We start from the raw sequence: 22,869 nt of genomic DNA on the forward strand, positions 1-22,869 counted from the left end.
ACAAGGTCGTCCCCATGACCATGATTCAGGCCCTGCGCTCGGCCATGGATGTGATGCTGACGCGCTACCCCAATGTGGTGATCTTCGGCCAGGACGTGGGCTATTTCGGCGGCGTGTTCCGTTGCACCGACGGCTTGCAGGCCAAGTACGGTGACCAGCGCGTCTTTGATGCGCCCATCTCCGAGGGCGGCATCGTCGGCGTGGCCGTCGGCATGGGGGCTTATGGCTTGCGGCCGGTGGCTGAGATCCAGTTTGCCGACTATTTCTACCCCGCCTCGGACCAGATCGTGTCTGAGGCGGCGCGGCTGCGCTACCGCTCGGCGGGCGACTTCACCGCGCCGCTGACGATTCGCATGCCTTGTGGCGGCGGGATCTACGGCGGGCAGACCCACAGCCAAAGCCCGGAGGCGCTTTTCACCCATGTCTGCGGCCTGCGCACCGTGATGCCGACCAATCCTTACGACGCCAAAGGTCTCCTGATCGCCGCCATCGAGTGCGATGACCCGGTGATTTTTCTGGAACCCAAGCGGCTCTACAACGGCCCCTTCGATGGCCATCATGACCGGCCGTCTACGCCCTGGTCCAGCCACCCGCTAGGTCTGGTGCCGGAGGGCTATTACAGCCTGCCGCTGGACCAGGCCACGGTCTTCAGGCCTGGGCGAGATTTGACGGTGATCACCTACGGCACCATGGTCTATGTGGCCGAGGCGGCGGCCAAAGAGACGGGCATCGATGCCGAGATCATCGATCTGCGCGCGATCTGGCCCTTGGATCTGGCCGCCATTGTTCGTTCGGTCAAGAAAACCGGCCGCTGCGTGGTCTTGCATGAGGCCACCCGAACCAGCGGCTTCGGCGCCGAATTGGTGGCCTTGGTGCAAGAGCATTGCTTCTACCACCTGGAGGTACCGATCGAGCGCGTCACCGGTTGGGACACGCCTTATCCCCATGCCCAGGAATGGGACTACTTTCCCGGCCCGGCCCGTGTGGCCGCCGCCTTGCAACGTGCGATGGAGCAATGATGGGACAACATGTCATCAAGATGCCGGACATCGGCGAAGGCATTGTCGAAGTGGAGTTGGTGGCCTGGCGGGTGCAGGTCGGCGATCAAATTCGCGAGGACCAGATCCTGGCCGATGTGATGACCGACAAGGCGACGGTGGAGATTCCGTCTCCGGTGCACGGCCGGGTGCTGGTCTTGGGCGGCGAGGCCGGCGAGGTGATGCGGGTTGGCTCGGAGTTGATTCGCATCGAAGTGGACGGCGCGGGCGACTCGGCTCACGAAGAGAGCGCGGCCCCGCTTCAGTCGGCCCCTGCGCCAGCACGCGCGGCGCCTTTGCCTTCGCCTCCGCCTGCGGTTTTGGCGCCGCCCCGCCCGGCGCCTGCGCCCGTGAAAGCGGTAGCCCCCGCGCACCGTCCTCAAGAAGTCAGTGCTAATGACAAGCCGATTGCATCGCCCTCTGTGCGCCGCCGGGCTTGGGAGTTAGGCCTGGAGCTGAGCCAGGTGCGAGCCAGCGGCCTGGGCGGGCGCATCATGCATGCGGACCTGGACCAAGCGGCCGCCCAGCCAAAGGCAAGCGCGGCGCGGCCCATCCGTGTGAGTCAAGCGGCGCTGGCCGCCGACGAAACCCTCAAGATCACCGGCCTGCGCCGCAAGATCGCGCAGAAGATGCAGGAATCCAAACGGCGGATTCCTCACTTCAGCTATGTGGAAGAGGTGGATGTCACCGAATTGGAATCCTTGCGCGAGCAGTTGAACCAGCGCTACGCGGCCAGCCGCGGCAAGCTGACCTTGCTACCGCTCTTGATTCGCGCCATCACGCGGGCGGCGCGCGAGTTCCCGCAGGTCAATGCGCGTCTCGATGATGATGCGGGCTTGCTGACGCGCTATCAAGCGGTTCATCTGGGTGTGGCAACCCAGACCGATGCCGGCCTGATGGTGCCGGTCTTGCGGGATGCGCAGGCCTTGGACCTGTGGGACTGCGCGGCCGAGATTCGTCGCTTGGCAGAAGTTGCCCGCAGTGGCCGCGCCACGCGGGATGAGCTGACCGGTTCGACTCTGACCCTGACCAGCTTGGGCGCTCTGGGCGGCATCGTCACCACGCCGGTGATCAACCATCCCGAGGTGGCCATCGTGGGCGTCAACCGCATCGTCGAGCGGCCCATGATGGTCAAAGGCCAGGTGCTCGGGCGGCAGATGATGAATCTGTCTTCGTCCTTCGATCACCGCGTGGTCGACGGCATGGTGGCGGCGCAGTTCATTCAGGCGATTCGCGCCTTGCTGGAATGCCCAGCGCTCTTGTTGCTGGAGTGAGCGCGCTCGTATTCCCGCTCTTTGCCTCTCGATCTGCGGGTACCATGGCCTGAAGACCTTGGGCAAACAGTTGGGTGGCCATGGATTTGGCGAAGCAGCGTTGGGGCGAAGCAGAGCAGGGGGCAGCCAGAGGCCGCGACCTGTCTTCAGGCTGGATGCGGATGATGCTCTGGCTTGTTCGCTGGTGCACTTGTCTGCTGCTGAGTTGGGGGCTCGGGCCCAATCTGATCGCTGCGGCGCAGGCCAATCCTCGCAACTTTTACTTCGAGCGCCTGTCTGAGATTCAGGGGCTGCCGCGTGACAACGTCACTGCCTTTGCACAGGACAAGCATGGCTTCATCTGGATAGGCACTCAGGCGGGCTTGAGCCGCTTCGATGGCTACCGTTTGGTGAACTACCGGCATATCGAGGGGCAGCCCGGCAGCTTGAGTGAGGATTGGGTGCAGGCCTTGTTGCTGGACCCGCAAGGGCAGCTCTGGGTGGGCACGCGTCGCGGTTTGCAGCGCTATCGTCCGGAGTTGGATGACTTCGAGACCTTGCCCTTGCCGGCGGGCTCAGGGGCTGGGCAAGCTCATCTGCAGGTCAACGCCTTGTGTACCGATGCCCAGGGCCAACTCTGGGTGGGCACCGAAAGCGGCCTTTATCAATATCAAACCCAAAGTCGACAGTTCCGGGTTCATACCGCAGGCCTGAGTCATCCGCGCGTTCTTTCTTTGTCTTTGGATGAGGCAGGTCAGCTTTGGGTGGGGACTGAAGCGGGCGTCGATCGCTGGGTTCCTGGCGCGCAAACTTTCTCGCCGTTGAAGTTTGCGGCTTCGCAGTTGGCGTTTGCGATGGCGCCGGCCAAGATCGTGCTGGTGGACGCACAAAACTTGCTGTGGGTGGCCAGTGAGATCGGCGTACAAGCCTGGCGACTGGATGCAAACGGGCAGGTGGGCGCGCGAATGTTTGCCGTTCCGCGCTCGCGTTCCGATGCCTATGTGGCGCTCTTGCAAGACCGTCAAAAGCAACTCTGGATGGGCATGGAAACCGAGGGCTTGTGGCGCTGGCGGCCCAGCGAGCAGCGCTTTGAAGTGCTAAGCCATCGCGAGGCCGATGCACATTCGGTGCCCAAGCACATCTCGTCGCTGTTTCAGGATCGCTTCGGTAGCCTTTGGATCGGTACCTGGGCTTCGGGCGCTTACCGGGCCGACTTGGGCAGTGGCGGCTTCAACAAGTATGTTCATGTGCCGGGCGATCCCAAGAGCTTGGTGGAGAACCGCATCTTCAGCATCACCAGCGACGGACAGCGTGGCTTGTGGCTGGCCACTTATGACGCGGCGATACGGCTCAATCCACGCAGTGGCCACGCGCAGAGCTTTCGGTTTGGTCGCAATGAAAAGGAGAGTTTGAATCTCTCCGATACCCATGTTTCGTGGCAGGACAAAGTTGCCTTGGACTGGGTTCTTAAGCATATGGATCCCAAGACCAGCCAGGTCAAGCTGCCAAGCTTCAGTGCAGACAACCCACTCGCTGAAGTGATTCGTTATATCAGCAGTGATCCGCAAGGCCAGCTGTGGCTGAGCTCCCGAGGAGGTCTGCACCGCGTGGATCCCGTCAGTGGCAAATTGCGGACCTTCAAACATGACGCCAATGACCCCGGCAGCTTGGCCCAAGACTATGTCCGCATGCTGCTGGTCGACAAAGACGGCGACGTCTGGGCCGCGACCTATCAGGGTCTTGACCGGTTGACGCCTGGCAGTGAGAGCTTCTTGCACTATCGCAACCAGCCCGCCGACCCCAACAGCCTGCTCAGCGATCGGGTTCAGTATTTGTTTCAAGACAGCAAGCAGCGCATCTGGGTGGGCACCGCGCAAGGTCTGACGGAACTGATCAAGCGCCGCGATGGTTCGGTGCAATTTCGACGACTGCCTGGGCGCTCGGGCCTGAGCAGCGACCCAATTGGCGGCATTCTTGAGGATGGGCAAGGGCGCCTCTGGGTCAGTACGACTGCCGGTATTTCTCGCTTGGACCCCGAGTCGGGGCAGATTCAAAACTACACCGCCCAAGACGGCATGATCGAAGGCTTCTACTTCGCCAACTCGGCCTTCAAAGACAGCGACGGGCGCATGTATTTCGGCGGTCTGAACGGCCTGACCGGCTTTCATCCAGACGATATTCGTGAAAACGCCAGCCCACCGCAGTTGGCGCTGACCGCCATCCGCGTGAACAACGAGACCTTGTTGCCGGGACATCGGGTGCAGGGGTTGACGCTGCCGACGGCCCTGGTGGACTTGCAGCGCTTGACGCTAGGTAGCACCCACGAAACCTTGTCGCTGGAATTTGCGGCGCTTCATTACGCCGATCCTCAGCGCAATCGCTATGCCTACAAGCTGGAAGGCTATGACAAAGACTGGGTCACGGTTGGTGCCGGCCAGCGAGTGGCGAGCTACACCAATCTTTCGCCGGGTCACTATGTCTTTCAGGTCAAGGGCGCCAATAAAGACGGCCTTTGGAGCGAGGAGCCTATCCGGCTCGAGTTACATATTCAGCCCGCTTATTGGGCGACTTGGTGGTTTCGGCTGTTCTCGGCGCTGGCTTTGCTGGGCCTGCTTTGGGCGGTGATTCATGCGCGGCTCTCAGCGCTGACACGCCAAAAGCTCCAGCTCGAAGCGCAGGTCTCGGCACGCACCGCCGAACTCAGCCAAGAAAAGCGCCGAGTCGAGAACACCATGGCCTTGTTGGTCGAAGAAAAGCGGGAAGTCGAACGGCAAAAAGAGATCGTGGAGCAGGCCCACGGCAATATCTCCACCCTGAGTGAGATGGGTCGACGCATCACCGCGACCTTGGATCAAGACTTGATCTTGCGCAGCATCCATGCTCATGTCGCGCAGTTGATGCCCTCGGATGGGTTTGCCCTGGCTTTGCTGGACCCCTTGAGCCGAAGCTTGGACTTCCCCTATCTCTTTGAAGGCGAACACTCTCGATCGGGCTGGCGCTTGAACAAGGCAAGCGGCCGCGGATCAGGCTCGGGCGACTCGTCGCCAGGTGTCTGGGAATGGGCCTGCCTGGAGCAAGCCCAAGCCTTGCACTGCAAAGCCAGCGAGGGTGCCGCGCTGCAGATTTTTGGCGTGGACTGTGCCGAGGCCTTGCTGGCTCCCTTGCTGGTCAACGGTCAGCTGCGCGGCTTGATCGGTGTTTACAGTCGCATGCCTGGGGTTTATCAAGCCTGGCATTTGGACATGTTGGTGACCCTGGCCGCTTACAGCGCCATTGCCTTGGAGAACGCCAGTACCTTCGGGCGCCTGCGGCAAACACAGGAGGAATTGGTGCAGCAGCAAAAGTTCGCCGCCCTGGGTTCGCTGGTCGCGGGCGTGGCCCATGAGTTGAACACGCCATTGGGCAACTGCCTGCTGGCCGCCAGCACCTTGGAGCAAAACTCATCGGCATTTGCCCACCGCTTGAATGAACCTGCGTCCGGTTTGCGACGTTCCGAATTGAAGGACTTTGTCGACGGGGTGACTCACTCGGCCAAGTTGTTGATGCGTGGGTTGAGCCGCTCGGCTGATTTGGTTCGCAGCTTCAAAGAGGTGGCGGTCGATCGCAGCAGCCAGTTGCGTCGACGCTTTGTGCTCAAGGCTCTTGTCGAGGACGTGCTTGAAACCTTGGCCAATGAGCTGAAGAACAAGGGTCACGTCTGGCAGCTGGACATTGCCGACGATTTGGCGATGGACAGCTACCCCGGTCCCTTGGGCCAAGTCTTGAGCAATCTGGTCAAGAATTCCATCTTGCACGGCTTTGAGGAGAAGCGCGGTGGGCTGATTCGCATCAGCGCTGGCTTACTCAAAGACGGCGCTGAGCGCGCCGACTTGCCACGCTTGCGCATCCGCTACTCGGACGATGGGCGAGGCATTGCGGCCGAACACATCGAACGTGTCTTCGACCCCTTTTTCACCACCAAGATGGGGCAGGGCGGTAGTGGCCTGGGCTTGAGCATCAGCTACAACCTGATTCACTCCGTCCTCGGCGGCGACATCGCGGTGCGCAGCCAGGCCGGGCAGGGCGTTGTCTTTGAGTTGGACCTGCCCTTGTCAGCGCCGCAAGCCTTGGTGGCAAGCCCAGATGAGGCTTGATTGGGGCGCGGGTGGTGCGCGAGTGTCAGCCCTTGACCCGCAAGTTGTAGCTGAGAAAGACGCGGTCTTGCACCCAGCCGAGTGACTCGTACAGGGCCTGGGCCGCAAGGTTGTCGCGCGCGGTGGTCAGGTCCATGCGGGCATAACCCTCTCGCGCAGCGTGTTCGTGAGCGGCTTGCAACAAGGCCCGTCCCGCGCCGCAGCGGCGAGCTTGGGGGCTAACAAAAAAGTCGTACAGCGTGTAAATCGGCTGAGCCTCCACCGAGCAAAAACTGGGGTACAGCTGGCAAAAGCCCAGCAGAACGCCCGCTGAGTCGCTTGCCACGAGGATGACAGATTCCTGCTGACTCAGGCGTGCGTGGATGAAACGCTGGGCACCCGCCAAGTCTGGCGCTTGCTCATAGAACTGCCGATAGGCGTCAAACAAAGGGGCGATGGCGGTGCTGTCCGAGAGCTGAGCGCGGCGAATCAGGACTGGGCTGGAGGAAGAGGGTGTGGTCATATCAAGCGGGATCAAGGAATGCGGGATTGAACCAAGTCGGCCAAGGCTTGTGAGTTGGCGTCTGGCTGAGCGCTCAAGCCTGCGACGGTTCCATGCCGGTCTGCCAGTGCTTCATCTTGGCTGAGCTTCCATTTTCCGATCAGGCTGTCGAGGGGAATCTCGATACCGACCACGGCGCGGGCCAAGCGTTTGATGTAGTCGGCGGGAGCGTCCGAGACCTTCCAGGGTGACACCTGCCCCGCTTCTTGCTGCTCACTCAGGTCTGAAATGGCCTTGAAAATCCAGGCTGGGTCTTGATGCACCTGGGCAATGCCGCGAGCATGCACCAGCACGTAGTTCCAGGTCGGCACCACCTGTCCGCTGCTCGAGTGCGTTGGGTACCAGTTCGGTGTGATGTAGGACTGCGGACCCTGAAAGATCACCAGCGATTCTTGGCCGGCGATCAATTCGCGCCAAATCGGATTCGCTCGTGCGACATGGGCTCGCAAGCAGCCATATGGGCCGCGCGAGCGGTCAATCAGGAAGGGAATGTGGTTGGCCGTGAGTCCCGCAGAACCCAGCGTGACCCAGGCGCCCAGCGGATGCGTAGCGATCATTTCTTGCAGGGTCGTCAGTTCAGTTTCAGCGTTATAGGGCGGGATATACATGAGGGGGCCTCAGTTGAAAGGTCAAGGGTGTCTGCAGCGACTATCAGCTGGGCTTAGTCCGCACATTGGCTATGCCATTGACGCACATAAGTGGGCTCGGGCACGGCATTGTCCAGGGCCGCGATTGCAGCCCCTTGTACCGTCTGCAAAGGCAGTACGCCGGCCCAGACTGCAAGGCACAGGTCTTGCACATCGTCTTGCGGCGGTCCGCTGCGGACCTTGCAGGCGGCCTCGTCCAGGGAGATTCGCAGCACGGTGGTTGCGGCAATTTCTTTCGCGTTGCCAGGCCGCGCTTCGTGCTCTCGTCCGGGGGCGATTTTGTGCATGAAGGCGTCCAAGCTGGCGCGTTTCTCATCCGGCCTGTCGATCGCTACAAATTGACCGTAAATCACACAGGAACGGTAGTTCATCGAGTGATTGAAGGCCGAGCGAGCCAGCACCAAGCCGTCGAGATGGGTGATGGCCACGCAAACCTGTGCACCTTGCTGCAAGTGTTTGACCATACGGCTGCCATTGGAGCCATGGATGTAGAGCGCCTCGCCCTCTCTCCAGCAAGCTGTGGGGATGCAATGGCTGCCTTGTTCATCGGCAAAAGCGATGTGGCAGAGAAAAGCCGCATCAACGATGGCATACAGGGTCTCGCGCTCATAGCGAGCGTTTTCGGCAACGCGTCGCACGCGGCTGCGGGCGCTGGGAGCACTCGGGATGCTTGGGGCACTTGGATCACGCGTCACAGCAGAGGCAGCAGAGACAGCGGGGGCAGCAGAGGCGGGAGGGGCAGCAGAGCCGGAGCCGTCGGGCAGGATGGATGTCATTTTGGAATCGAGGATGAGGCAAGCGGAGCTGTCGGTCGATGTTTTTTGCACATGCATGTTTGGCAGGCCGCAATGTAATCAAGCGGTGGTTCCTGGAATAGGTCCAGAGGGCGGATATTTTTTAGAACCATAGAATCTGATATGGACTACGCTTTATTGATCAGCCGCCATGCCGAACGCGGTGGCCATGCCTCTTGGTCGCGTCAGCGCCTGCTGCATGAAGCCTTGCGCGACGCGATCCGCAATGGCGACTTGGCGCCGGGCTTTCGCTTGCTGGCCAGCCGAGCCCTGGCGGCCGAACTGGGCTGGGCCCGCAATACGGTGATCTACGCCTATGAGCAATTGGCCAGCGAAGGCTGGGTCAGTGCCGGTCAGCGTGGCACCGTGGTCCTGGCCCGACCCCTGGCCGCGGGACTACGGTCGTCCAAGTCTCGCGAGGTGGGCGTGGCAACCGTCATTCGATCGACGCAGCCGCCGGAGGCGTCAGTTGGCCGACCCTTGAGTTTGTCGCAGCGCACCGCCAGCCTGGCTTGCTTGCCGGTGGCTTCAGATCTTGCGGCTGGCTTTGCGCCAGGCGTGCCGGCTTTGGACGCCTTCCCTTTGGCCTTGTGGCAGCGCTTGATGGCCAGGGCCTGGCGTTCGCTGGCCGGCAGGCAACTCAATTACGGCCCGCCCGCCGGGGAGGCTGCTCTACGCCAAGCCATTGCCGCGCATTTGCGTGCATCTCGTGCCCTGCGTTGTAGCGCTGAGCAGGTTTTCATTACCGATGGCACGCAGGCCAGCCTGGATCTGTGTGGGCGGGCCTTTGCAGACGCAGGCGACAGGGTTTGGATCGAAAGCCCGGGCTATGGCGGCGCCTTGACTGCTTTTCGCGGCGCGCAACTCCGGCCGGTCGGCATTGCTGTGGATGCCCAGGGCTTGGCGCCGCGCCCGCAAGACTGGCGCCAGCAGCGCCCCAAGCTGATCTATGTCACGCCTTCGCACCAATACCCCAGCGGCGCGGTGATGGGCCTGGAGCGCCGATTGGCGCTGATCGCTCAAGCGCGCCAGACGGGGGCGCTCATCATTGAGGACGATTACGACAGCGAGTTTCGTTACGACGGCCCACCGCTGGCCGCTATGCAAGGCCTGGGGCCGGACCTGAAGCCTGAAGTCCTTCGTAAGCTCGAATTTGGAGGGAGCGAAGTGGAGACGATCAGCGATACCCCAGTGATCTACCTGGGCACCTTCAGCAAGACGCTATTTCCTGGTTTGCGTATCGCCTTCATGGTGGTGCCGGCGCCGCTGGTCAGTCCTTTGCACAAGTTGCTGGCGCGTTCCGCACCGCGCGGCCGAGCGGCAGACCAATTGGCGCTTGCGGAGTTTTTGAGCGAAGGGCATTTCGGCTTGCACCTGCGTCGCATGCGCAGGCTCTATCGCGAGCGACGCGACGCTTTGGTGCAGGCTTTGCAGGCCCAACTGGGCGATGTGGCGACGGTTCAGGGCGCTTCAGCGGGCATGCATTTGGCGCTGTGCTTCAGGCCCGAGTTGGGGCTTGACGATCAAGCCATGAGCGCTCAGGCCCTGCAGCAAGGCATCGTGGCACCGGCCTTGAGCCAGCATCTGACCGGCCGACGTGGGGGCGGCTGGTCAGGCTTGATGCTGGGTTATGCCCAGGTGCCGCAGGCACAGATCGAGCCGCTGGTGCGGCGCTTGGCGCTATTGTTGAGAACGGCTTTGAGGCGCGTATCTTGAAGCCTGGGCCCGACTCCAACGAGCGCGTCAGCGCACCATGCTGACGGGCTTCACTTTGGGGAAGAAGATCAACCAGTCCCAGTTGCGCCCCAGTTGCCCAGCGCGCATCGCCGTCTCCACGGCCTGGTGTTGATAGTCGAACGCGTATTGCGGCAGTTGCAGCGGGTGCTTGGCTTGCAGCAGCAGCGGCTGCGTAGGCTTGTTTGACATCAGCTCAGCCTCCAGGCTGCCCGGTGTTAGGGGTGGCAGGGGTTGCGCCTGCATCGTCCCGAAGTCCAGGATCTGGCCCTCAGCCGCGCTGAAGTGGATCACTTGGTAGCGCTCGCCCCAGTGCCGGTGCATCACCTCGCCGGCTTGCAAATGTGCCGGACTGCGCTGGAAGCCGCGCGCCAGGTGGACGATATGGGCCCAGATGACGGTCTTGCGGCCTTGGAACATTTGGTCCGTCTGCCAAATGCTGTTGGCGCCCATGGCGTTGTCGCGCTGATAGTCGGCATCGCCACTCCAAGAGCTGCGCGCCTGGGACTCCAAACTCAGCACGACACGGCACCACCAGGCGGGGCTGTCCACGCCAACTTGGGCGTCGGGCGCCTTGCACAAGGCCTCACGCTGGGCTTGAGTGTGCGCAAAGAACGCGCTTTGTGCGCCTGCCGGTGGGGCTTGCCTCTGCATGGCCAAGAGTGCCGCGCTCAGGCCACTCATTTGCTGCCAAGCTTCGCCTTGGGCCAAGTCGCCGGCGCCCGCCTTGCGCAAGGCAGCTTGCAGGCCGGGCAGCAGCGTTTTGCCGCTCAGCTCGCCGGTGTGCTGGCTGTCGGTGCCGGCCAGCAGCAAGGGATGGGCCGAGCTTTGCGTTTGGTCCACGTACTGCAGCAGGCGCCGGCCTTCGGCACTTTTGGCGTACATGAAAAAGACATTGCCGGGTGCCAGATCATCGAGCTTTTCGCCGCGCGCCAAGGCCTGGCTGATGCGGCCCAGGTCGTAGAAGCCGCTTTCCAGTTGCAACACTTCAAAGCCGAGCTTTTCATGCAGATAGCGCAGCAGGCGCAGCTTGTAGCTGAACTCTTCATGGGCCCCATGGGTCTGCTCGGCCAAACCCAGCACTTGGACACCGGCCAAGGCCTGCCCCAGGGGAGCTAGATCGCTGTAGTCCTCAGACTGTGAATCGGCTTTCAGCGGCCAGACTTGGTAGCTTGCTGCGGCATCAGAAACGAGCGGCGATTTGGAACTGGCCAGATCCTGTGCCTGAAGCGAACTGGCGGCCATCGTCAGGCCAAGGGACAGAAGGAAAGTGACGCTGAATCGATGGTGGCGAGCAGGGCCTTGTCTCATGGGGTAAATCCAGTTAAATACCAGTGCGCATGCTAAACGCCCTGGATGCCGCAGGCATAGGTCATGCCTACAGGCTCCACGGCGGGACGAAAAAAAGCCGCCCCAGCAATGCCGGGCGGCTTTTCAGTGTCAAGAGCCAGCCCCGCCTTGGGGCTTGGTCTTCAAAGACACAAGCTAGGCCTCACAGAGGCCAAGGCCTAGACTCAGGCGCAGCTGGTGCTGCTGACGCCCTTGGCGGCCTCTGCGTACTCTTCAATTTGGTTGAAGTTCATGTACTTGTAGATGGCGGCGCCGTCTTTGTTCACCACGCCCATGGCTTCGTGATACTCGGCCACGGTGGGGATCTTGCCCAGCTTCGATGCGATCGCGGCCAGCTCGGCCGAGGCCAGGAACACATTGGTGTTCTTGCCCAGGCGGTTCGGGAAGTTGCGGGTCGAGGTGGAGACCACGGTCGCGCCTTCACGCACCTGCGCCTGGTTGCCCATGCACAGCGAACAGCCCGGCATTTCGGTGCGCGCACCGGCGGTGCCAAAGGCGGCGTAATGGCCTTCCTTGATCAGCTCGCTCTGGTCCATCTTGGTCGGTGGGGCCACCCACAGCTTGACGGGGATGTCGCGCTGGCCGCCCAGCAGTTTGGCTGCGGCACGGAAGTGGCCGATATTGGTCATGCAAGAACCGATGAAGGCTTCATCGATCTTGGTGCCGGCCACTTCCGACAGGGTCTTGGCATCGTCCGGATCGTTGGGGCAGCAGAGGATGGGTTCCTTGATGTCGGCCAGATCGATTTCGATGACATGGGCGTATTCGGCGTCCTTGTCGGCTTCCAGCAGATTCGGGTTGGCCAACCAGGCTTCGACCTTGTCGATGCGGCGCTGCAGCGTGCGAGCGTCAGCGTAGCCATCGGCGATCATGTTCTTCATCAGCACGATATTGCTGGTGAGGTATTCCTTGATCGGCTCGGGGTTCAGCTTGACGGTGCAACCGGCGGCGCTGCGCTCGGCCGAAGCGTCGCTCAGCTCGAATGCCTGCTCAACCTTCAGGTTAGGCAGACCTTCGATTTCCAGGATGCGGCCTGAGAAGGCATTGATCTTGCCGGCCTTGGCCACAGTCAACAGACCGGCCTTGATGGCATACAGCGGGATCGCATGGACCAGATCACGCAAGGTGATGCCGGGCTGCATTTCGCCCTTGAAGCGCACCAGCACCGACTCGGGCATGTCCAGCGGCATCACTCCAGTGGCGGCGCCGAAGGCCACCAAGCCGGAGCCGGCCGGGAAGGAGATGCCGATGGGGAAGCGGGTGTGCGAATCGCCGCCAGTGCCGACGGTGTCGGGCAGCAGCAGGCGGTTCAGCCAGCTGTGGATCACGCCGTCGCCCGGACGCAGGGATACGCCGCCACGGTTGCTGATGAAGGCGGGCAGTTCGCGGTGCGTCTTCACGTCCACGGGCTTCGGATAGGCCGCGGTGTGGCAGAAGCTCTGCATCACCAAGTCGGCCGAGAAGCCCAGGCAAGCCAGGTCTTTCAGCTCGTCGCGGGTCATCGGCCCGGTGGTGTCTTGCGAACCCACGGTGGTCATCTTGGGCTCGCAGTAGGTACCGGGGCGCACGCCTTGGCCTTCAGGCAGACCGACAGCGCGGCCGACCATCTTCTGGGCCAGTGTGAAGCCGGCCTTGGTGGCCGCAGGAGGCGCGGGCAGGCGGAACTGCGTCGAGGCCGGCAGGCCCAGGAACTCACGGGCTTTGGCGGTCAGCGAGCGGCCGATGATCAGGTTGATACGGCCGCCGGCGCGCACTTCGTCAAACAGCACATCGCTCTTGAGCTTGAACTCGGTGACGGTGGCGCCGTCTTTCACGATCTTGCCTTCGTAGGGGAGGATGTCGATGACATCGCCCATCTCCAGCTTGGAGACGTCCACTTCGATCGGCAGCGAGCCCGAGTCTTCTTGGGTATTGAAGAAGATGGGGGCGATCTTGCCGCCCAGGGTCACGCCGCCAAAGCGCTTGTTCGGCACAAAGGGGATGTCCTGGCCGGTGGCCCAGATCACGCTGTTGGTGGCGGACTTGCGTGAAGAGCCGGTGCCGACCACGTCGCCCACATAGGCGACCAGGTGGCCCTTCTTCTTCAGGTCTTCAATGAACTGCATCGGGCCGCGCTTGCCGTCTTCTTCCGGCTTGAAGGCCGCGCCTTCGCGGGTGTTCTTCAGCATGGCCAGGTAGTGCAGCGGGATGTCCGGGCGGCTCCAGGCGTCAGGGGCGGGCGAGAGGTCGTCGGTATTGGTTTCGCCGGGCACCTTGAAGACGGTGACGGTGATCTTCTTTTCAACTTCAGGGCGGCTGGTGAACCACTCGGCATTGGCCCAGCTCTGGATCACGTCCTTGGCGTGGGCGTTGTTGGCCTTGGCCTTTTCGCTGACGTCATGGAAGAAGTCGAACATCAAGAGCGTCTTCTTCAGCGCGGCGGCGGCGGTGGCGGCCACCTCAGCGTCGTCCAGCAGGTCGATCAGCGGCTTGACGTTGTAGCCGCCCACCATGGTGCCCAGCAACTCGGTGGCACGGGTCTTGGAAATCAAGGCCACGGCCAGATCACCGTGAGCGACGGCGGCCAGGAAGCTGGCTTTGACCTTGGCGGCGTCATCCACACCCGGAGGCACGCGGTGCGTCAGCAGGTCCAGCAGGAATTCACCTTCGCTGGCGGGTGGGTTCTTGATCAGCTCGATCAGTTCGGCCGTCTGCTTGGCATCCAGGGGCAGGGGCGGAATGCCCAGCGCGGCGCGCTCGGCGGTGTGTTGGCGATAGGCTTGCAACATGGCTACTCCTGGGGTCTAGGGGGGGTCAGAGGGGCTGAGGCACGATGAGCTTCAGACCCTTGTAGTAATCGCGAAAAAATCCTTCGTCGCGGGTGATCAGGGCTTGGCACTGCAGCAGGGCATGCGCGCCAATCAAAAAATCGGCAACCACGCGCTCGCGTTGGCCACCGCGGTCGCGCCAGCGGCGCTGCATATGGCCTGCGCGCACGGCGGCGGCTTCTTGAATCGGTTCAAAGCGGATGCCGAATTCGTTCAGGGCATCCATGATGGTCTCACGCGTGTCGAGCAGGGCTTGCACTTCGGCCACCACCGCTTCGCTGATGACCACTTCACCTGCGCTCAAGGCTTGCGCCAAGGCCAAGGATGAGGCCTCGCCATGTTCGGCGTCGCCGGTGAGCACGTCAATCAGGACGGAAGAGTCCACAGCAATCATGCGTCTTCGCCTGGAGCCGGTGCGGGGTAGGGGTCGCCTGGGGCGCGGCCGCGTAGGGCGCGCATGGCTTCATTGGTGCTGGTGAAGCCTTCGGCCAGCTTGAATCGTCCCCGCAGCTTGGCCAGCGCGTCATCGACGTTTTTGCGCAAGATGATGCGGCCGCCGTCGAGTTCGACTTTGAGCGTCGTGCCCTTAGTCAGGCCCAGAGCATCACGCACCGCCTTGGGCAGGGTGATCTGGCCGCGCTCAGCAACAGTGGCTTCCATGAGGGGACTCCGGCTTGCGAAAGTATGTATTGATTTTACGTACTTTCGCATGCATACCGCAAGGGCAATCCGGCTTGGCGCATGAAAAAAGGAGGCCCGTAGCCTCCTTGTTCGAGTCGCGACAGCGACTTACTTCTTGCTGCTTTTGCCGGGTCGCACTGGCACTGCAGTATTGGCAGCGGCCGTGGCGGCATCGGGCGTGATGCCAATGCCGTTTTCTTGCTGGCCGTTGGCTTCAGCCTGCGCTGCGGCCAGGGCTGCGGATTGCGCCTCGGACACCTGGATCGCATTCATGCAGCTGTCCACAATGCGTTGGCCGACCTTGGTGTTCATCAACATCGACTTGGCAGGAATCTGCAGCCACACGACGCCGGCTTTTTTGTCCTCCAGGCGCACGGCGCCGGTGGTGGTGGGCTCGGGCGCCATGTTGTAGATCATCTTGCCGAACTGCACATGGAAGCGGCCTGGCTTTTCGGGGTGAGGGGTGACGGTGACCTTGCTCTTGAATTCGCAATCGGCGTCCCCGCTGTGCACGGTGGAGGCGGCGGCGATCTGCTCTTCGGTCAGCGGCGTGTTGTCCTCTTCAGGCAAAGGCGCAACGGCGGTTTGCGGTTTTGCCTTGGCGACCAGTCGGTTCTTCGGCTTGCTGTTTTCAACGGCGGCGGACCAAGCATGGCTGCCTGCTGCGCTAACGGCCAAAAGCAGCGCAAACTTGAACAGGGACGAGGGGCGTGTGATGGATGACTGCATGGATAGAAAAAACAAAACTGATGTGGGGATTGTCGCTCTTGCTGGTCCGTCTTGGCTAAGCGTTTGCCAGCAAATTGTCGTCAGTGTGTAAGTAAAAGAAGGGGGGGAGCGAAGGCTTGATCCAACTCAATCCGTGCCAAAGAAAGCCAGTTCCACTTCGATGGGTAGCGTTTGTCCTGTGCGGTGAGCGCGCTCCAGCACCTGCCAGAAGAATCGATAGCTGGCGCGGTCATGCAAGGTTTCGTGATGCTGGATGGGGGCCCAATGGGCGGCTTGGGCGGCGTGGATGATCGATATGGCCTCGTCAATCTCGGCAACGCTGGGGGCGTAGGCATCAATGATGGGCTGGATCTGCGCGGGATGAATGCTCCACATGCGGGTGTAGCCGAACTCTCGAGCCGCCCGTGCCGCCGAGGCTTCGATGGCGGCAGCATGTTTGAACTCGGTCACCACGCAGTGCGAAGGCGTTTTACCGTGGGCATGGGCTGCCGCTGAGATTTCGAGTTTGGCTCTGGCGACCAGCGGATGAGTGAACTGCCCTTGAGCGCTCAAGGCATGACGAGGAATGGCGCCGCGGTGGGCCGAGACGAAGTCCATCAAGCCAAAGGACAGCGACTCGATGCGGGGATGCGCCGCAATGGATTGCACATCACGCAAAGCGCCGTGGGTTTCGATCAGAACATGGATGGGCAGCGGTTTCTGAATGCCGTGCCGGCGCAGGGTGGCGTCGATGAAGTCGCAAGCCTGATTCACATCATTCAAGTGGCGCGGCTTGGGCAGCATCAAGTAGGCCAGCTTCTCGCCTGAGGCCTGAATCAATCCGTCGACTTCGGCTTCGAAGGCGGCATGCCCTAGCGGATGAACGCGGGCGCCAACACGGCCATGGGCATTGGCTTCGCTGTTCAGCAAGGCGTTGATCAGTTGCACATGCTCCGCCTCGCCGCCGATGGGCGCGCCGTCTTCGCAGTCCAGCGTGATGTCGAACACCGGGCCCATCTCGGCTTGCAGCGCCAGGCTCTTGACCATGCGGGCTTCAACGCCGCAATAGTGGTCAACGACCGGCAGCGCGGTGGCAGCGTCGCCGTCTTCAAACAGGGCCAGCTTGGGGTGCAAAGCAGAAGTCACGGTTCAGGGCTCACGGAAATTAAAAAGGGTCGGTATGACCAGCATACCGACCCTTGATGATCGATTCTAGAGCTGAGCAGATCGCCGCGTGGGCGTCCCGCTCAGCATCGGCATCACAGCAGGTGCTTGACGCCGTCTTGCTCGCCCTGCAACTCGGCCAGGGTGAGGTTGATGCGCTCTTGCGAGAAGGCATCGATTTCCAGGCCTTCGACGATCTTGTACTCGCCGCCGGCGGTGGTCACCGGGAAGCCGAACACGACGCCGGCGGGGATGCCGTATTCGCCATTCGAAGGCACGCCCATGGTGACCCATTCGCCGTTCGAGCCCAGGGCCCAGTCGCGCATATGGTCGATGGCTGCGTTGGCTGCCGAGGCGGCCGAAGACAGACCGCGTGCTGCAATGATGGCGGCGCCGCGCTTGCCCACGGTGGGCAAGAAGGTGTCGGCGTTCCAGACTTGGTCGTTGACCAGGTCTTTGATCGAATTGCCATTGGTGGTGGCGAAGCGGTAGTCGGCGTACATCGTGGGCGAGTGATTGCCCCAGACGGTCAGCTTCTTGATGTCGCCCACGGCGGTGCCGGTCTTGGCGGCCAGTTGCGAAGCGGCGCGGTTGTGGTCCAGGCGCAGCATGGCGGTGAAGTTCTTGGCCGGCAGGTCCGGGGCCGACTTCATGGCGATGTAGGCATTGGTGTTGGCGGGGTTGCCGACCACCAGCACCTTGACGTTGCGCGAGGCCACGGCGTTCAGAGCCTTGCCCTGGGCGGTGAAGATCTGAGCGTTGGCGGCCAGCAGATCGGCACGCTCCATGCCAGGGCCACGGGGGCGAGCGCCGACCAACAGGGCGTAGTCGGTGTCCTTGAAGGCTTGCAGCGGGTCGCTGTGGGCTTCGACGCCGGCCAGTAGCGGGAAAGCGCAGTCTTCCAACTCCATGATCACGCCCTTCAGCGCGTTCTGGGCCTTCTCATCGGGGATTTCCAGCAATTGCAGGATGACGGGCTGGTCCTTGCCCAGCATTTCGCCAGAGGCGATGCGGAACAGCAGGGCGTAGCCGATTTGGCCTGCGGCGCCGGTGACGGCCACGCGAACGGGTTTCTTGCTCATATGAAAGCTCCGAGAGGGTTGATTGACTGGGATGAATTCGTTCTGTCCGTTGGGGCGCCTGAATTGGTCTGGGCCAATGGAGCAGGGCGTCTTTCCGGCTGCGCGGCAAGTGTAGGGCAGGCAAAGGGCTTTCCCCTAGTCTGGCTGCGGCTCTCTTGCTGGCTGCGGGCGCAATTATGGCCGCATTTTGCAAAAATCTGACACTCTTATGTCTTATAGAAGATAGTGGAGCCTTTTGAAGCTCGCTTGTCTGGACTGGCGGCAGCGCTTGTGCTGCAATGCCGGCCATGCCAGCCGCCCCGCCCAATTTTTTGAACGATCCTGAGCGTCAGGAAACCATCCGGCAGGCTGCGCGTGCGGAAACGGTAGCGTCAGTTTTGCATGGCAGCACGCCCGCATTCAGCCCGCTGTATCAACAGATCAAGGCCTTGATCATTGCGCAGCTGCAAGCGGGCGAATGGAAGGCGGGCGAAGTCATTCCCAGCGAGCTGGATCTGGCCAAGCGCTTCGGCGTCAGCCAAGGCACGGTGCGCAAGGCCATTGATGAAATGGCGGCCGACAATTTGCTGGTGCGCCGCCAGGGCAAAGGCACTTTTGTTGCGACTCATGCTGAGCAAAAAGTTCAGTACCGCTTTTTGCGCCTGATGCCGGATGAAGGCAAAGAGTCCTTGGAGCGGCAACTGTTGGACTGCCGTCGCCAGCGCGCGCCGGCCGCAATTGCCAAGCAGTTGCAGATGCGCAGTGGTGACGCCATGGTGGAGGTGCGCCGCCTGCTCAGTCGTCAAGGTGTGCCGGTGGTCTTGGATGACATCTGGCTGCCCGGCGACTTGTTCAAGGGCCTGACGACCGAGCGCTTGAATCAGCATCGCGGCCCGTTTTACGGGCTCTTCGAGGCTGAGTTTGGGGTGCATATGATTCGCGCCCAGGAAAAAATTCGAGCGGTTGCGGCGGACGAAGAGTCGGCGGCTTTGCTGCAGGTGGCGATTGGGACGCCGCTTTTGAGCGTAGAGCGCTTGTCATTCACTTATGGGGACAAGGCGGTAGAGTTGCGTCGAGGCCTTTACAACACGGAGTCGCACTTCTACCGCAACGAGCTTAACTGAGTCTTGCAGCGCAAGCCTCGACGCTGCAAAAGCCCCTCTTGCGTTGCGTGTCGGGTACGGCGTCAGCAAAGCGTGTGCTGCATTGCAATAAACTCCCCCGGTTTCACGTTGATTACAAAAGGTTGGGCCCTGCGGCCTCCATCAACTGCATCACCCAGAAAATGAGCAATAAAAAACGACCGACTTTCACCAATATCCATGTGACGCAAATCGTGTCATACCGCCTGCCCCCGGCCGGTATCGTGTCGATCTTGCATCGCATCAGCGGCTTGATGATGTTCTTGCTGCTGCCCTTCATCATTTGGATGTTCGACACCAGTTTGACGTCTGAAATCTCTTACGAGAGCTTCACCAATGCCTTCGTGGCCGGCATCGGCTTCGTGCCTGCATGGTTTGTGAAGTTGGTGACGCTGGGTCTGATCTGGGGCTATTTGCACCACTTCATCGCCGGCGTGCGCCACTTGTGGATGGACGCCACGCACAGCGTGTCGAAAGAGCAGGGCCACAACTCGGCGGTCATGACTTTGGCCTTGAGCGTGTTGCTGACCCTGGTGCTGGGCGCCAAGTTGTTTGGCCTGTATTGATCCGCAGCTAGTTCGGAGAAAAAACAATATGTCTACTTTTGGCTCGAAGCGCATCGTCGTTGGTGCGCATTACGGACTGCGCGACTGGTTGGGGCAGCGCGTCACGGCGGTCTTGATGGCCTTGTTCACTGTGGCTCTGCTGGTTCAGTTCCTGATGCCTGGTGAGTTGGGCTATGACCATTGGGCGGCCATCTTCTCGTCGCAGTGGATGAAGGTCTTGACCTTTGTCACCATCGTCTCGCTGGCGTTTCACGCCTGGGTGGGCGTGCGCGACATCTGGATGGACTATGTGAAATCGGTTGCTGTGCGCCTGACTTTGCAGGTGATCACGCTGGTGTGGTTGGTGGGATGTGCCGGTTGGGCCATCCAAGTGCTGTGGAGACTGTGATGACGGTGACAAATAAGTCGATTCCAAAACGTAAATTCGATGTGGTCATCGTCGGAGCCGGTGGCTCTGGCATGCGCGCTTCTCTGCAGTTGTCGATGGCGGGCCTGAATGTGGCCGTGCTGTCCAAGGTCTTCCCGACCCGCTCGCACACGGTGGCGGCTCAAGGCGGCGTCAGCGCTTCGCTGGGCAATATGTCGGAAGACAACTGGCACTATCACTTCTTCGACACCGTCAAGGGTTCGGACTGGCTGGGCGACCAAGACGCGATCGAGTTTATGTGCCGCGAGGCGCCCAAGGTCGTGTACGAGCTTGAGCACTTCGGCATGCCTTTCGACCGCAATGCTGACGGCACGATTTATCAGCGTCCTTTCGGCGGCCATACCGCCAACTACGGCGAAAAGCCCGTGCAACGCGCTTGCGCCGCGGCGGACCGTACCGGCCACGCCATGCTGCACACGCTGTACCAGCAAAACGTCAAGGCCAAGACCCAGTTCTTCGTCGAGTGGATGGCACTCGACCTGATCAAGGACGAGGCCGGCGATGTGGTCGGTGTGACCGCGCTGGAAATGGAAACCGGCGAACTGCACATCATGGAAGCCAAGACGGTGCTGCTGGCCACCGGCGGCGCAGGGCGTATCTTTGCCGCTTCCACCAATGCCTTCATCAACACCGGTGACGGCTTGGGCATGGCGGCGCGCGCGGGCATCCCGCTGGAAGACATGGAGTTCTGGCAATTCCACCCGACCGGCGTGGCTGGCGCGGGCGTCTTGCTGACCGAAGGCTGCCGTGGCGAAGGCGCAATTTTGCGCAACTGCAATGGCGAGCGCTTCATGGAGCGCTATGCGCCCACCTTGAAGGATCTGGCACCGCGTGACTTTGTGTCGCGCTGCATGGACCAGGAAATCAAGGAAGGCCGCGGCTGTGGTCCGAACAAGGACTATGTGGTGCTCGACATGACCCACTTGGGCGCCGAGACCATCATGAAGCGTCTGCCCTCGGTGTACGAGATCGGCCACAACTTCGCCAACGTCGATATCACCAAGGAACCGATCCCGGTGGTGCCGACGATTCACTACCAGATGGGCGGTATCCCGACCAATATCTATGGCCAGGTGGTGATGCCCAAGGATGGCAACCCGAATGCCGTGGTGAACGGTCTGTATGCGGTGGGTGAGTGTGCTTGCGTCAGCGTGCACGGCGCCAACCGTCTGGGCACCAACTCGCTGTTGGACCTCTTGGTCTTCGGTCGTGCGGCCGGTAACCACATCGTCGAGTCGGGTCTGAAGAGCAAGCTGCACAAGCCGCTGCCCGCCGATGCCGGAGCTCAATCGCTTGCCCGTGTGGAGCGCTTGGACAACAGCACTTCTGGCGAATACGCTCAGGACGTGGCCAATGACTTGCGCGCCGCCATGCAGCAGCACGCCGGTGTGTTCCGCACTCAGGCCATGTTGGATGCTGGTGTGGGCAAGATCGCTGAGATTGCCGCTCGCGCCAAGAACATCACCTTGAAGGACAAGTCCAAGGTCTTCAACACCGCGCGCATCGAAGCGCTGGAAGTGGAGAACCTGATGGAAGTGGCGCAAGCCACCATCGTTTCGGCTGCGGCTCGCCGCGAAAGCCGTGGCGCTCACACCGTCGATGACTACGCCGACACGCCCGAGCATCCAAACGGCCGCAATGACGCCGAGTGGATGAAGCACACGCTTTGGTACTCCGAAGGCAATCGCCTGGACTACAAGCCGGTGAACCTGAAGCCGCTGACGGTGGAATCGATTCCGCCCAAGGTGCGTACGTTCTAAGTGACGTTTGCGAACTTCAAGAATTCAAGGATAAAGAAATGACCAAGCGTACCTTCCAGATCTACCGCTACGACCCGGACAAGGATGCCAAGCCCTATATGCAGACCCTCGAGGTCGAGCTGGATGGCTCCGAGCGCATGTTGCTCGACGCGCTGATGAAGCTGAAGCAGCTGGACCCCAGCCTGAGCTTCCGTCGCAGCTGCCGCGAAGGCGTGTGCGGCTCCGACGCCATGAACATCAATGGCAAGAACGGCCTGGCCTGCTTGACCAATATGCGCACGCTGCCTGGCGTGATCGTCTTGAAGCCGCTGCCGGGTCTGCCGGTGGTGCGCGACCTGATCGTCGACATGACGCAGTTCTTCAAGCAGTACAACTCGATCAAGCCTTTCCTGATCAACGACCAGCCGCTGCCTGACAAGGAGCGCCTGCAGTTCCCTGAAGAGCGCGACGAGCTGAACGGCCTGTACGAGTGCATCTTGTGCGCCAGCTGCTCGACCAGCTGCCCCAGCTTCTGGTGGAACCCCGACAAGTTCGTGGGCCCCGCCGGTTTGCTGCAAGCCTATCGCTTCATCGCTGACAGCCGCGATCAGGCGACCGCCGAGCGTCTGGACAACTTGGAAGATCCGTACCGCCTGTTCCGCTGCCACACCATCATGAACTGCGTCGACGTCTGCCCCAAGGGCCTGAACCCGACCAAGGCGATTGGCAAGATCAAGGAAATGATGGTGCGTCGCGCCGTCTAAGCTCAGAGTCTCGTGATGACTGCATCTGCTGTTGAAAACACCGCGCTGATCGATGAGCGGGCGCTCTCCAAACTGCGTTGGCGCTGCCGCCGCGGCTTGTTGGAGAACGATCTCTTCATCGAGCGTTTTTTCGACCGCTACGCCAGCAGTTTGACCGAGGCTCAAGCTGAAGGGCTCAGGCTGCTGATGGATTTGTCCGATAACGATTTGTTGGACCTCTTCCTGCGCCGCAAAGAGCCCGAGGGTGAACTGATGCGCCCCGATGTCGCGGAAGTCCTGAGCTTGCTCAGGGTGACCGCCTAAGTTCCATGGCGAGACATC

Annotated in this window: 20 protein-coding genes; 10 read left to right on the forward strand and 10 right to left on the reverse strand. The window is 61.4% G+C overall.

Translation table 11 applies throughout. From position 1 onward, the window contains the following. The first annotated feature begins 14 nt into the window (after positions 1-14). The 3 genes from LNV06_RS20830 (at position 15) to LNV06_RS20840 (ending at position 6,423) form a co-directional block, all read left to right on the forward strand. Positions 15-1,019 carry an alpha-ketoacid dehydrogenase subunit beta gene (locus LNV06_RS20830; protein ID WP_505190991.1) on the forward strand — a complete coding sequence of 335 codons (1,005 nt, stop codon included), beginning with the start codon at positions 15-17 and terminating at the stop codon, positions 1,017-1,019. Further along, a complete protein-coding gene (locus tag LNV06_RS20835; RefSeq protein ID WP_263540206.1) occupies positions 1,019-2,311 on the forward strand; it encodes a dihydrolipoamide acetyltransferase family protein in 1,293 nt (430 codons plus the stop codon). Before LNV06_RS20830 ends, LNV06_RS20835 begins: the two co-directional genes overlap by 1 nt. Positions 2,312-2,475: 164 nt before the next feature. Further along, entirely contained in the window at positions 2,476-6,423 is a 3,948-nt protein-coding gene (locus LNV06_RS20840; protein WP_263540207.1) for a two-component regulator propeller domain-containing protein, read from the forward strand. 25 nt (positions 6,424-6,448) lie between these two features. Here the strand turns inward: LNV06_RS20840 and LNV06_RS20845 are convergent, their stop codons facing one another. From LNV06_RS20845 to LNV06_RS20855, 3 genes are read right to left on the reverse strand one after another with little or no spacing between them, the layout of a single operon-like run. Next, positions 6,449-6,925, reverse strand: a complete 477-nt coding sequence (locus LNV06_RS20845; protein ID WP_263540208.1) for a GNAT family N-acetyltransferase — start codon at positions 6,923-6,925, stop codon at positions 6,449-6,451. 11 nt (positions 6,926-6,936) lie between these two features. Then, a complete protein-coding gene (locus LNV06_RS20850; protein WP_263540209.1) occupies positions 6,937-7,572 on the reverse strand; it encodes an FMN-binding negative transcriptional regulator in 636 nt (211 codons plus the stop codon). 53 nt (positions 7,573-7,625) lie between these two features. Beyond that, positions 7,626-8,387, reverse strand: coding sequence for a pyridoxamine 5'-phosphate oxidase family protein (locus LNV06_RS20855; protein WP_411970141.1), 762 nt, complete (start codon positions 8,385-8,387; stop codon positions 7,626-7,628). Positions 8,388-8,528: 141 nt separating this feature from the next. Here LNV06_RS20855 and LNV06_RS20860 point away from each other — a divergent pair, with 141 nt between their 5' ends. Further along, positions 8,529-10,121, forward strand: a complete 1,593-nt coding sequence (locus LNV06_RS20860) for an aminotransferase-like domain-containing protein (protein ID WP_263540211.1) — start codon at positions 8,529-8,531, stop codon at positions 10,119-10,121. Positions 10,122-10,148: 27 nt separating this feature from the next. On the opposite strand, the gene LNV06_RS20865 is transcribed toward LNV06_RS20860, so the two are convergent. The 7 genes from LNV06_RS20865 to LNV06_RS20895 form a co-directional block, all read right to left on the reverse strand. Beyond that, entirely contained in the window at positions 10,149-11,450 is a 1,302-nt protein-coding gene (locus tag LNV06_RS20865) for an erythromycin esterase family protein (RefSeq protein WP_263540212.1), read from the reverse strand. A gap of 203 nt (positions 11,451-11,653) precedes the next feature. Next, entirely contained in the window at positions 11,654-14,257 is a 2,604-nt protein-coding gene (gene acnB / locus LNV06_RS20870; RefSeq protein ID WP_263540213.1) for a bifunctional aconitate hydratase 2/2-methylisocitrate dehydratase, read from the reverse strand. Between the two features lie 25 nt (positions 14,258-14,282). Beyond that, positions 14,283-14,690, reverse strand: coding sequence for a type II toxin-antitoxin system VapC family toxin (locus tag LNV06_RS20875; protein ID WP_263540214.1), 408 nt, complete (start codon positions 14,688-14,690; stop codon positions 14,283-14,285). Then, positions 14,687-14,956: an AbrB/MazE/SpoVT family DNA-binding domain-containing protein gene (locus LNV06_RS20880; protein ID WP_263540215.1), complete on the reverse strand. Its 270-nt coding sequence runs from the start codon at positions 14,954-14,956 to the stop codon at positions 14,687-14,689. Before LNV06_RS20880 ends, LNV06_RS20875 begins: the two co-directional genes overlap by 4 nt. Before the next feature lie 129 nt (positions 14,957-15,085). Then, positions 15,086-15,706, reverse strand: a complete 621-nt coding sequence (locus tag LNV06_RS20885) for a hypothetical protein (RefSeq protein WP_263540216.1) — start codon at positions 15,704-15,706, stop codon at positions 15,086-15,088. Between the two features lie 126 nt (positions 15,707-15,832). Then, positions 15,833-16,831 (reverse strand): HpcH/HpaI aldolase/citrate lyase family protein, encoded by a 999-nt coding sequence (locus LNV06_RS20890; protein ID WP_263540217.1) that lies wholly within the window; start codon positions 16,829-16,831, stop codon positions 15,833-15,835. A gap of 113 nt (positions 16,832-16,944) precedes the next feature. Further along, positions 16,945-17,931: a malate dehydrogenase gene (locus tag LNV06_RS20895; RefSeq protein ID WP_263540218.1), complete on the reverse strand. Its 987-nt coding sequence runs from the start codon at positions 17,929-17,931 to the stop codon at positions 16,945-16,947. Between the two features lie 287 nt (positions 17,932-18,218). Here LNV06_RS20895 and LNV06_RS20900 point away from each other — a divergent pair, with 287 nt between their 5' ends. The 6 genes from LNV06_RS20900 to LNV06_RS20925 all read left to right on the forward strand — a co-directional run bounded on the left by LNV06_RS20900 (position 18,219) and on the right by LNV06_RS20925 (position 22,851). After that, the gene (locus LNV06_RS20900) at positions 18,219-19,034 is read left to right on the forward strand and encodes a GntR family transcriptional regulator (RefSeq protein WP_263540219.1); all 816 of its coding nucleotides are present in this window, start codon (positions 18,219-18,221) and stop codon (positions 19,032-19,034) included. Between the two features lie 161 nt (positions 19,035-19,195). Next, entirely contained in the window at positions 19,196-19,618 is a 423-nt protein-coding gene (gene sdhC / locus LNV06_RS20905; RefSeq protein WP_263540220.1) for a succinate dehydrogenase, cytochrome b556 subunit, read from the forward strand. A 28-nt stretch (positions 19,619-19,646) separates the two neighbouring features. Further along, complete coding sequence (gene sdhD / locus LNV06_RS20910; RefSeq protein ID WP_263540221.1) at positions 19,647-20,006, forward strand: succinate dehydrogenase, hydrophobic membrane anchor protein; 360 nt, start codon at positions 19,647-19,649, stop codon at positions 20,004-20,006. Continuing rightward, positions 20,006-21,805: a succinate dehydrogenase flavoprotein subunit gene (gene sdhA / locus LNV06_RS20915; protein WP_263540222.1), complete on the forward strand. Its 1,800-nt coding sequence runs from the start codon at positions 20,006-20,008 to the stop codon at positions 21,803-21,805. The genes sdhD and sdhA overlap by 1 nt, the downstream gene beginning before the upstream one ends. A 38-nt stretch (positions 21,806-21,843) precedes the next feature. Beyond that, positions 21,844-22,548: a succinate dehydrogenase iron-sulfur subunit gene (locus tag LNV06_RS20920; protein WP_263540223.1), complete on the forward strand. Its 705-nt coding sequence runs from the start codon at positions 21,844-21,846 to the stop codon at positions 22,546-22,548. 15 nt (positions 22,549-22,563) lie between these two features. Beyond that, positions 22,564-22,851: an FAD assembly factor SdhE gene (locus LNV06_RS20925; RefSeq protein WP_263540224.1), complete on the forward strand. Its 288-nt coding sequence runs from the start codon at positions 22,564-22,566 to the stop codon at positions 22,849-22,851. The last annotated feature ends 18 nt before the right edge of the window (positions 22,852-22,869 follow it).

The organism is Paucibacter sp. Y2R2-4, from assembly GCF_025717535.1.
GTDB lineage: Bacteria > Pseudomonadota > Gammaproteobacteria > Burkholderiales > Burkholderiaceae_C > Paucibacter_A.

Excerpts from the sequence above, each read along its gene's own strand:
- LNV06_RS20830 (WP_505190991.1), top strand. The coding sequence starts at position 15 with ATGACCATGATTCAGGCCCTGCGCTCGGCCATGGATGTGATGCTGACG.
- LNV06_RS20835 (WP_263540206.1), top strand. The coding sequence starts at position 1,019 with ATGGGACAACATGTCATCAAGATGCCGGACATCGGCGAAGGCATTGTC.
- LNV06_RS20840 (WP_263540207.1), top strand. The coding sequence starts at position 2,476 with ATGCTCTGGCTTGTTCGCTGGTGCACTTGTCTGCTGCTGAGTTGGGGG.
- LNV06_RS20845 (WP_263540208.1), bottom strand. The coding sequence starts at position 6,925 with ATGACCACACCCTCTTCCTCCAGCCCAGTCCTGATTCGCCGCGCTCAG.
- LNV06_RS20850 (WP_263540209.1), bottom strand. The coding sequence starts at position 7,572 with ATGTATATCCCGCCCTATAACGCTGAAACTGAACTGACGACCCTGCAA.
- LNV06_RS20855 (WP_411970141.1), bottom strand. The coding sequence starts at position 8,387 with ATGACATCCATCCTGCCCGACGGCTCCGGCTCTGCTGCCCCTCCCGCC.
- LNV06_RS20860 (WP_263540211.1), top strand. The coding sequence starts at position 8,529 with ATGGACTACGCTTTATTGATCAGCCGCCATGCCGAACGCGGTGGCCAT.
- LNV06_RS20865 (WP_263540212.1), bottom strand. The coding sequence starts at position 11,450 with ATGAGACAAGGCCCTGCTCGCCACCATCGATTCAGCGTCACTTTCCTT.
- acnB (WP_263540213.1), bottom strand. The coding sequence starts at position 14,257 with ATGTTGCAAGCCTATCGCCAACACACCGCCGAGCGCGCCGCGCTGGGC.
- LNV06_RS20875 (WP_263540214.1), bottom strand. The coding sequence starts at position 14,690 with ATGATTGCTGTGGACTCTTCCGTCCTGATTGACGTGCTCACCGGCGAC.
- LNV06_RS20880 (WP_263540215.1), bottom strand. The coding sequence starts at position 14,956 with ATGGAAGCCACTGTTGCTGAGCGCGGCCAGATCACCCTGCCCAAGGCG.
- LNV06_RS20885 (WP_263540216.1), bottom strand. The coding sequence starts at position 15,706 with ATGCAGTCATCCATCACACGCCCCTCGTCCCTGTTCAAGTTTGCGCTG.
- LNV06_RS20895 (WP_263540218.1), bottom strand. The coding sequence starts at position 17,931 with ATGAGCAAGAAACCCGTTCGCGTGGCCGTCACCGGCGCCGCAGGCCAA.
- LNV06_RS20900 (WP_263540219.1), top strand. The coding sequence starts at position 18,219 with ATGCCAGCCGCCCCGCCCAATTTTTTGAACGATCCTGAGCGTCAGGAA.
- sdhC (WP_263540220.1), top strand. The coding sequence starts at position 19,196 with ATGAGCAATAAAAAACGACCGACTTTCACCAATATCCATGTGACGCAA.
- sdhD (WP_263540221.1), top strand. The coding sequence starts at position 19,647 with ATGTCTACTTTTGGCTCGAAGCGCATCGTCGTTGGTGCGCATTACGGA.
- sdhA (WP_263540222.1), top strand. The coding sequence starts at position 20,006 with ATGACGGTGACAAATAAGTCGATTCCAAAACGTAAATTCGATGTGGTC.
- LNV06_RS20920 (WP_263540223.1), top strand. The coding sequence starts at position 21,844 with ATGACCAAGCGTACCTTCCAGATCTACCGCTACGACCCGGACAAGGAT.
- LNV06_RS20925 (WP_263540224.1), top strand. The coding sequence starts at position 22,564 with ATGACTGCATCTGCTGTTGAAAACACCGCGCTGATCGATGAGCGGGCG.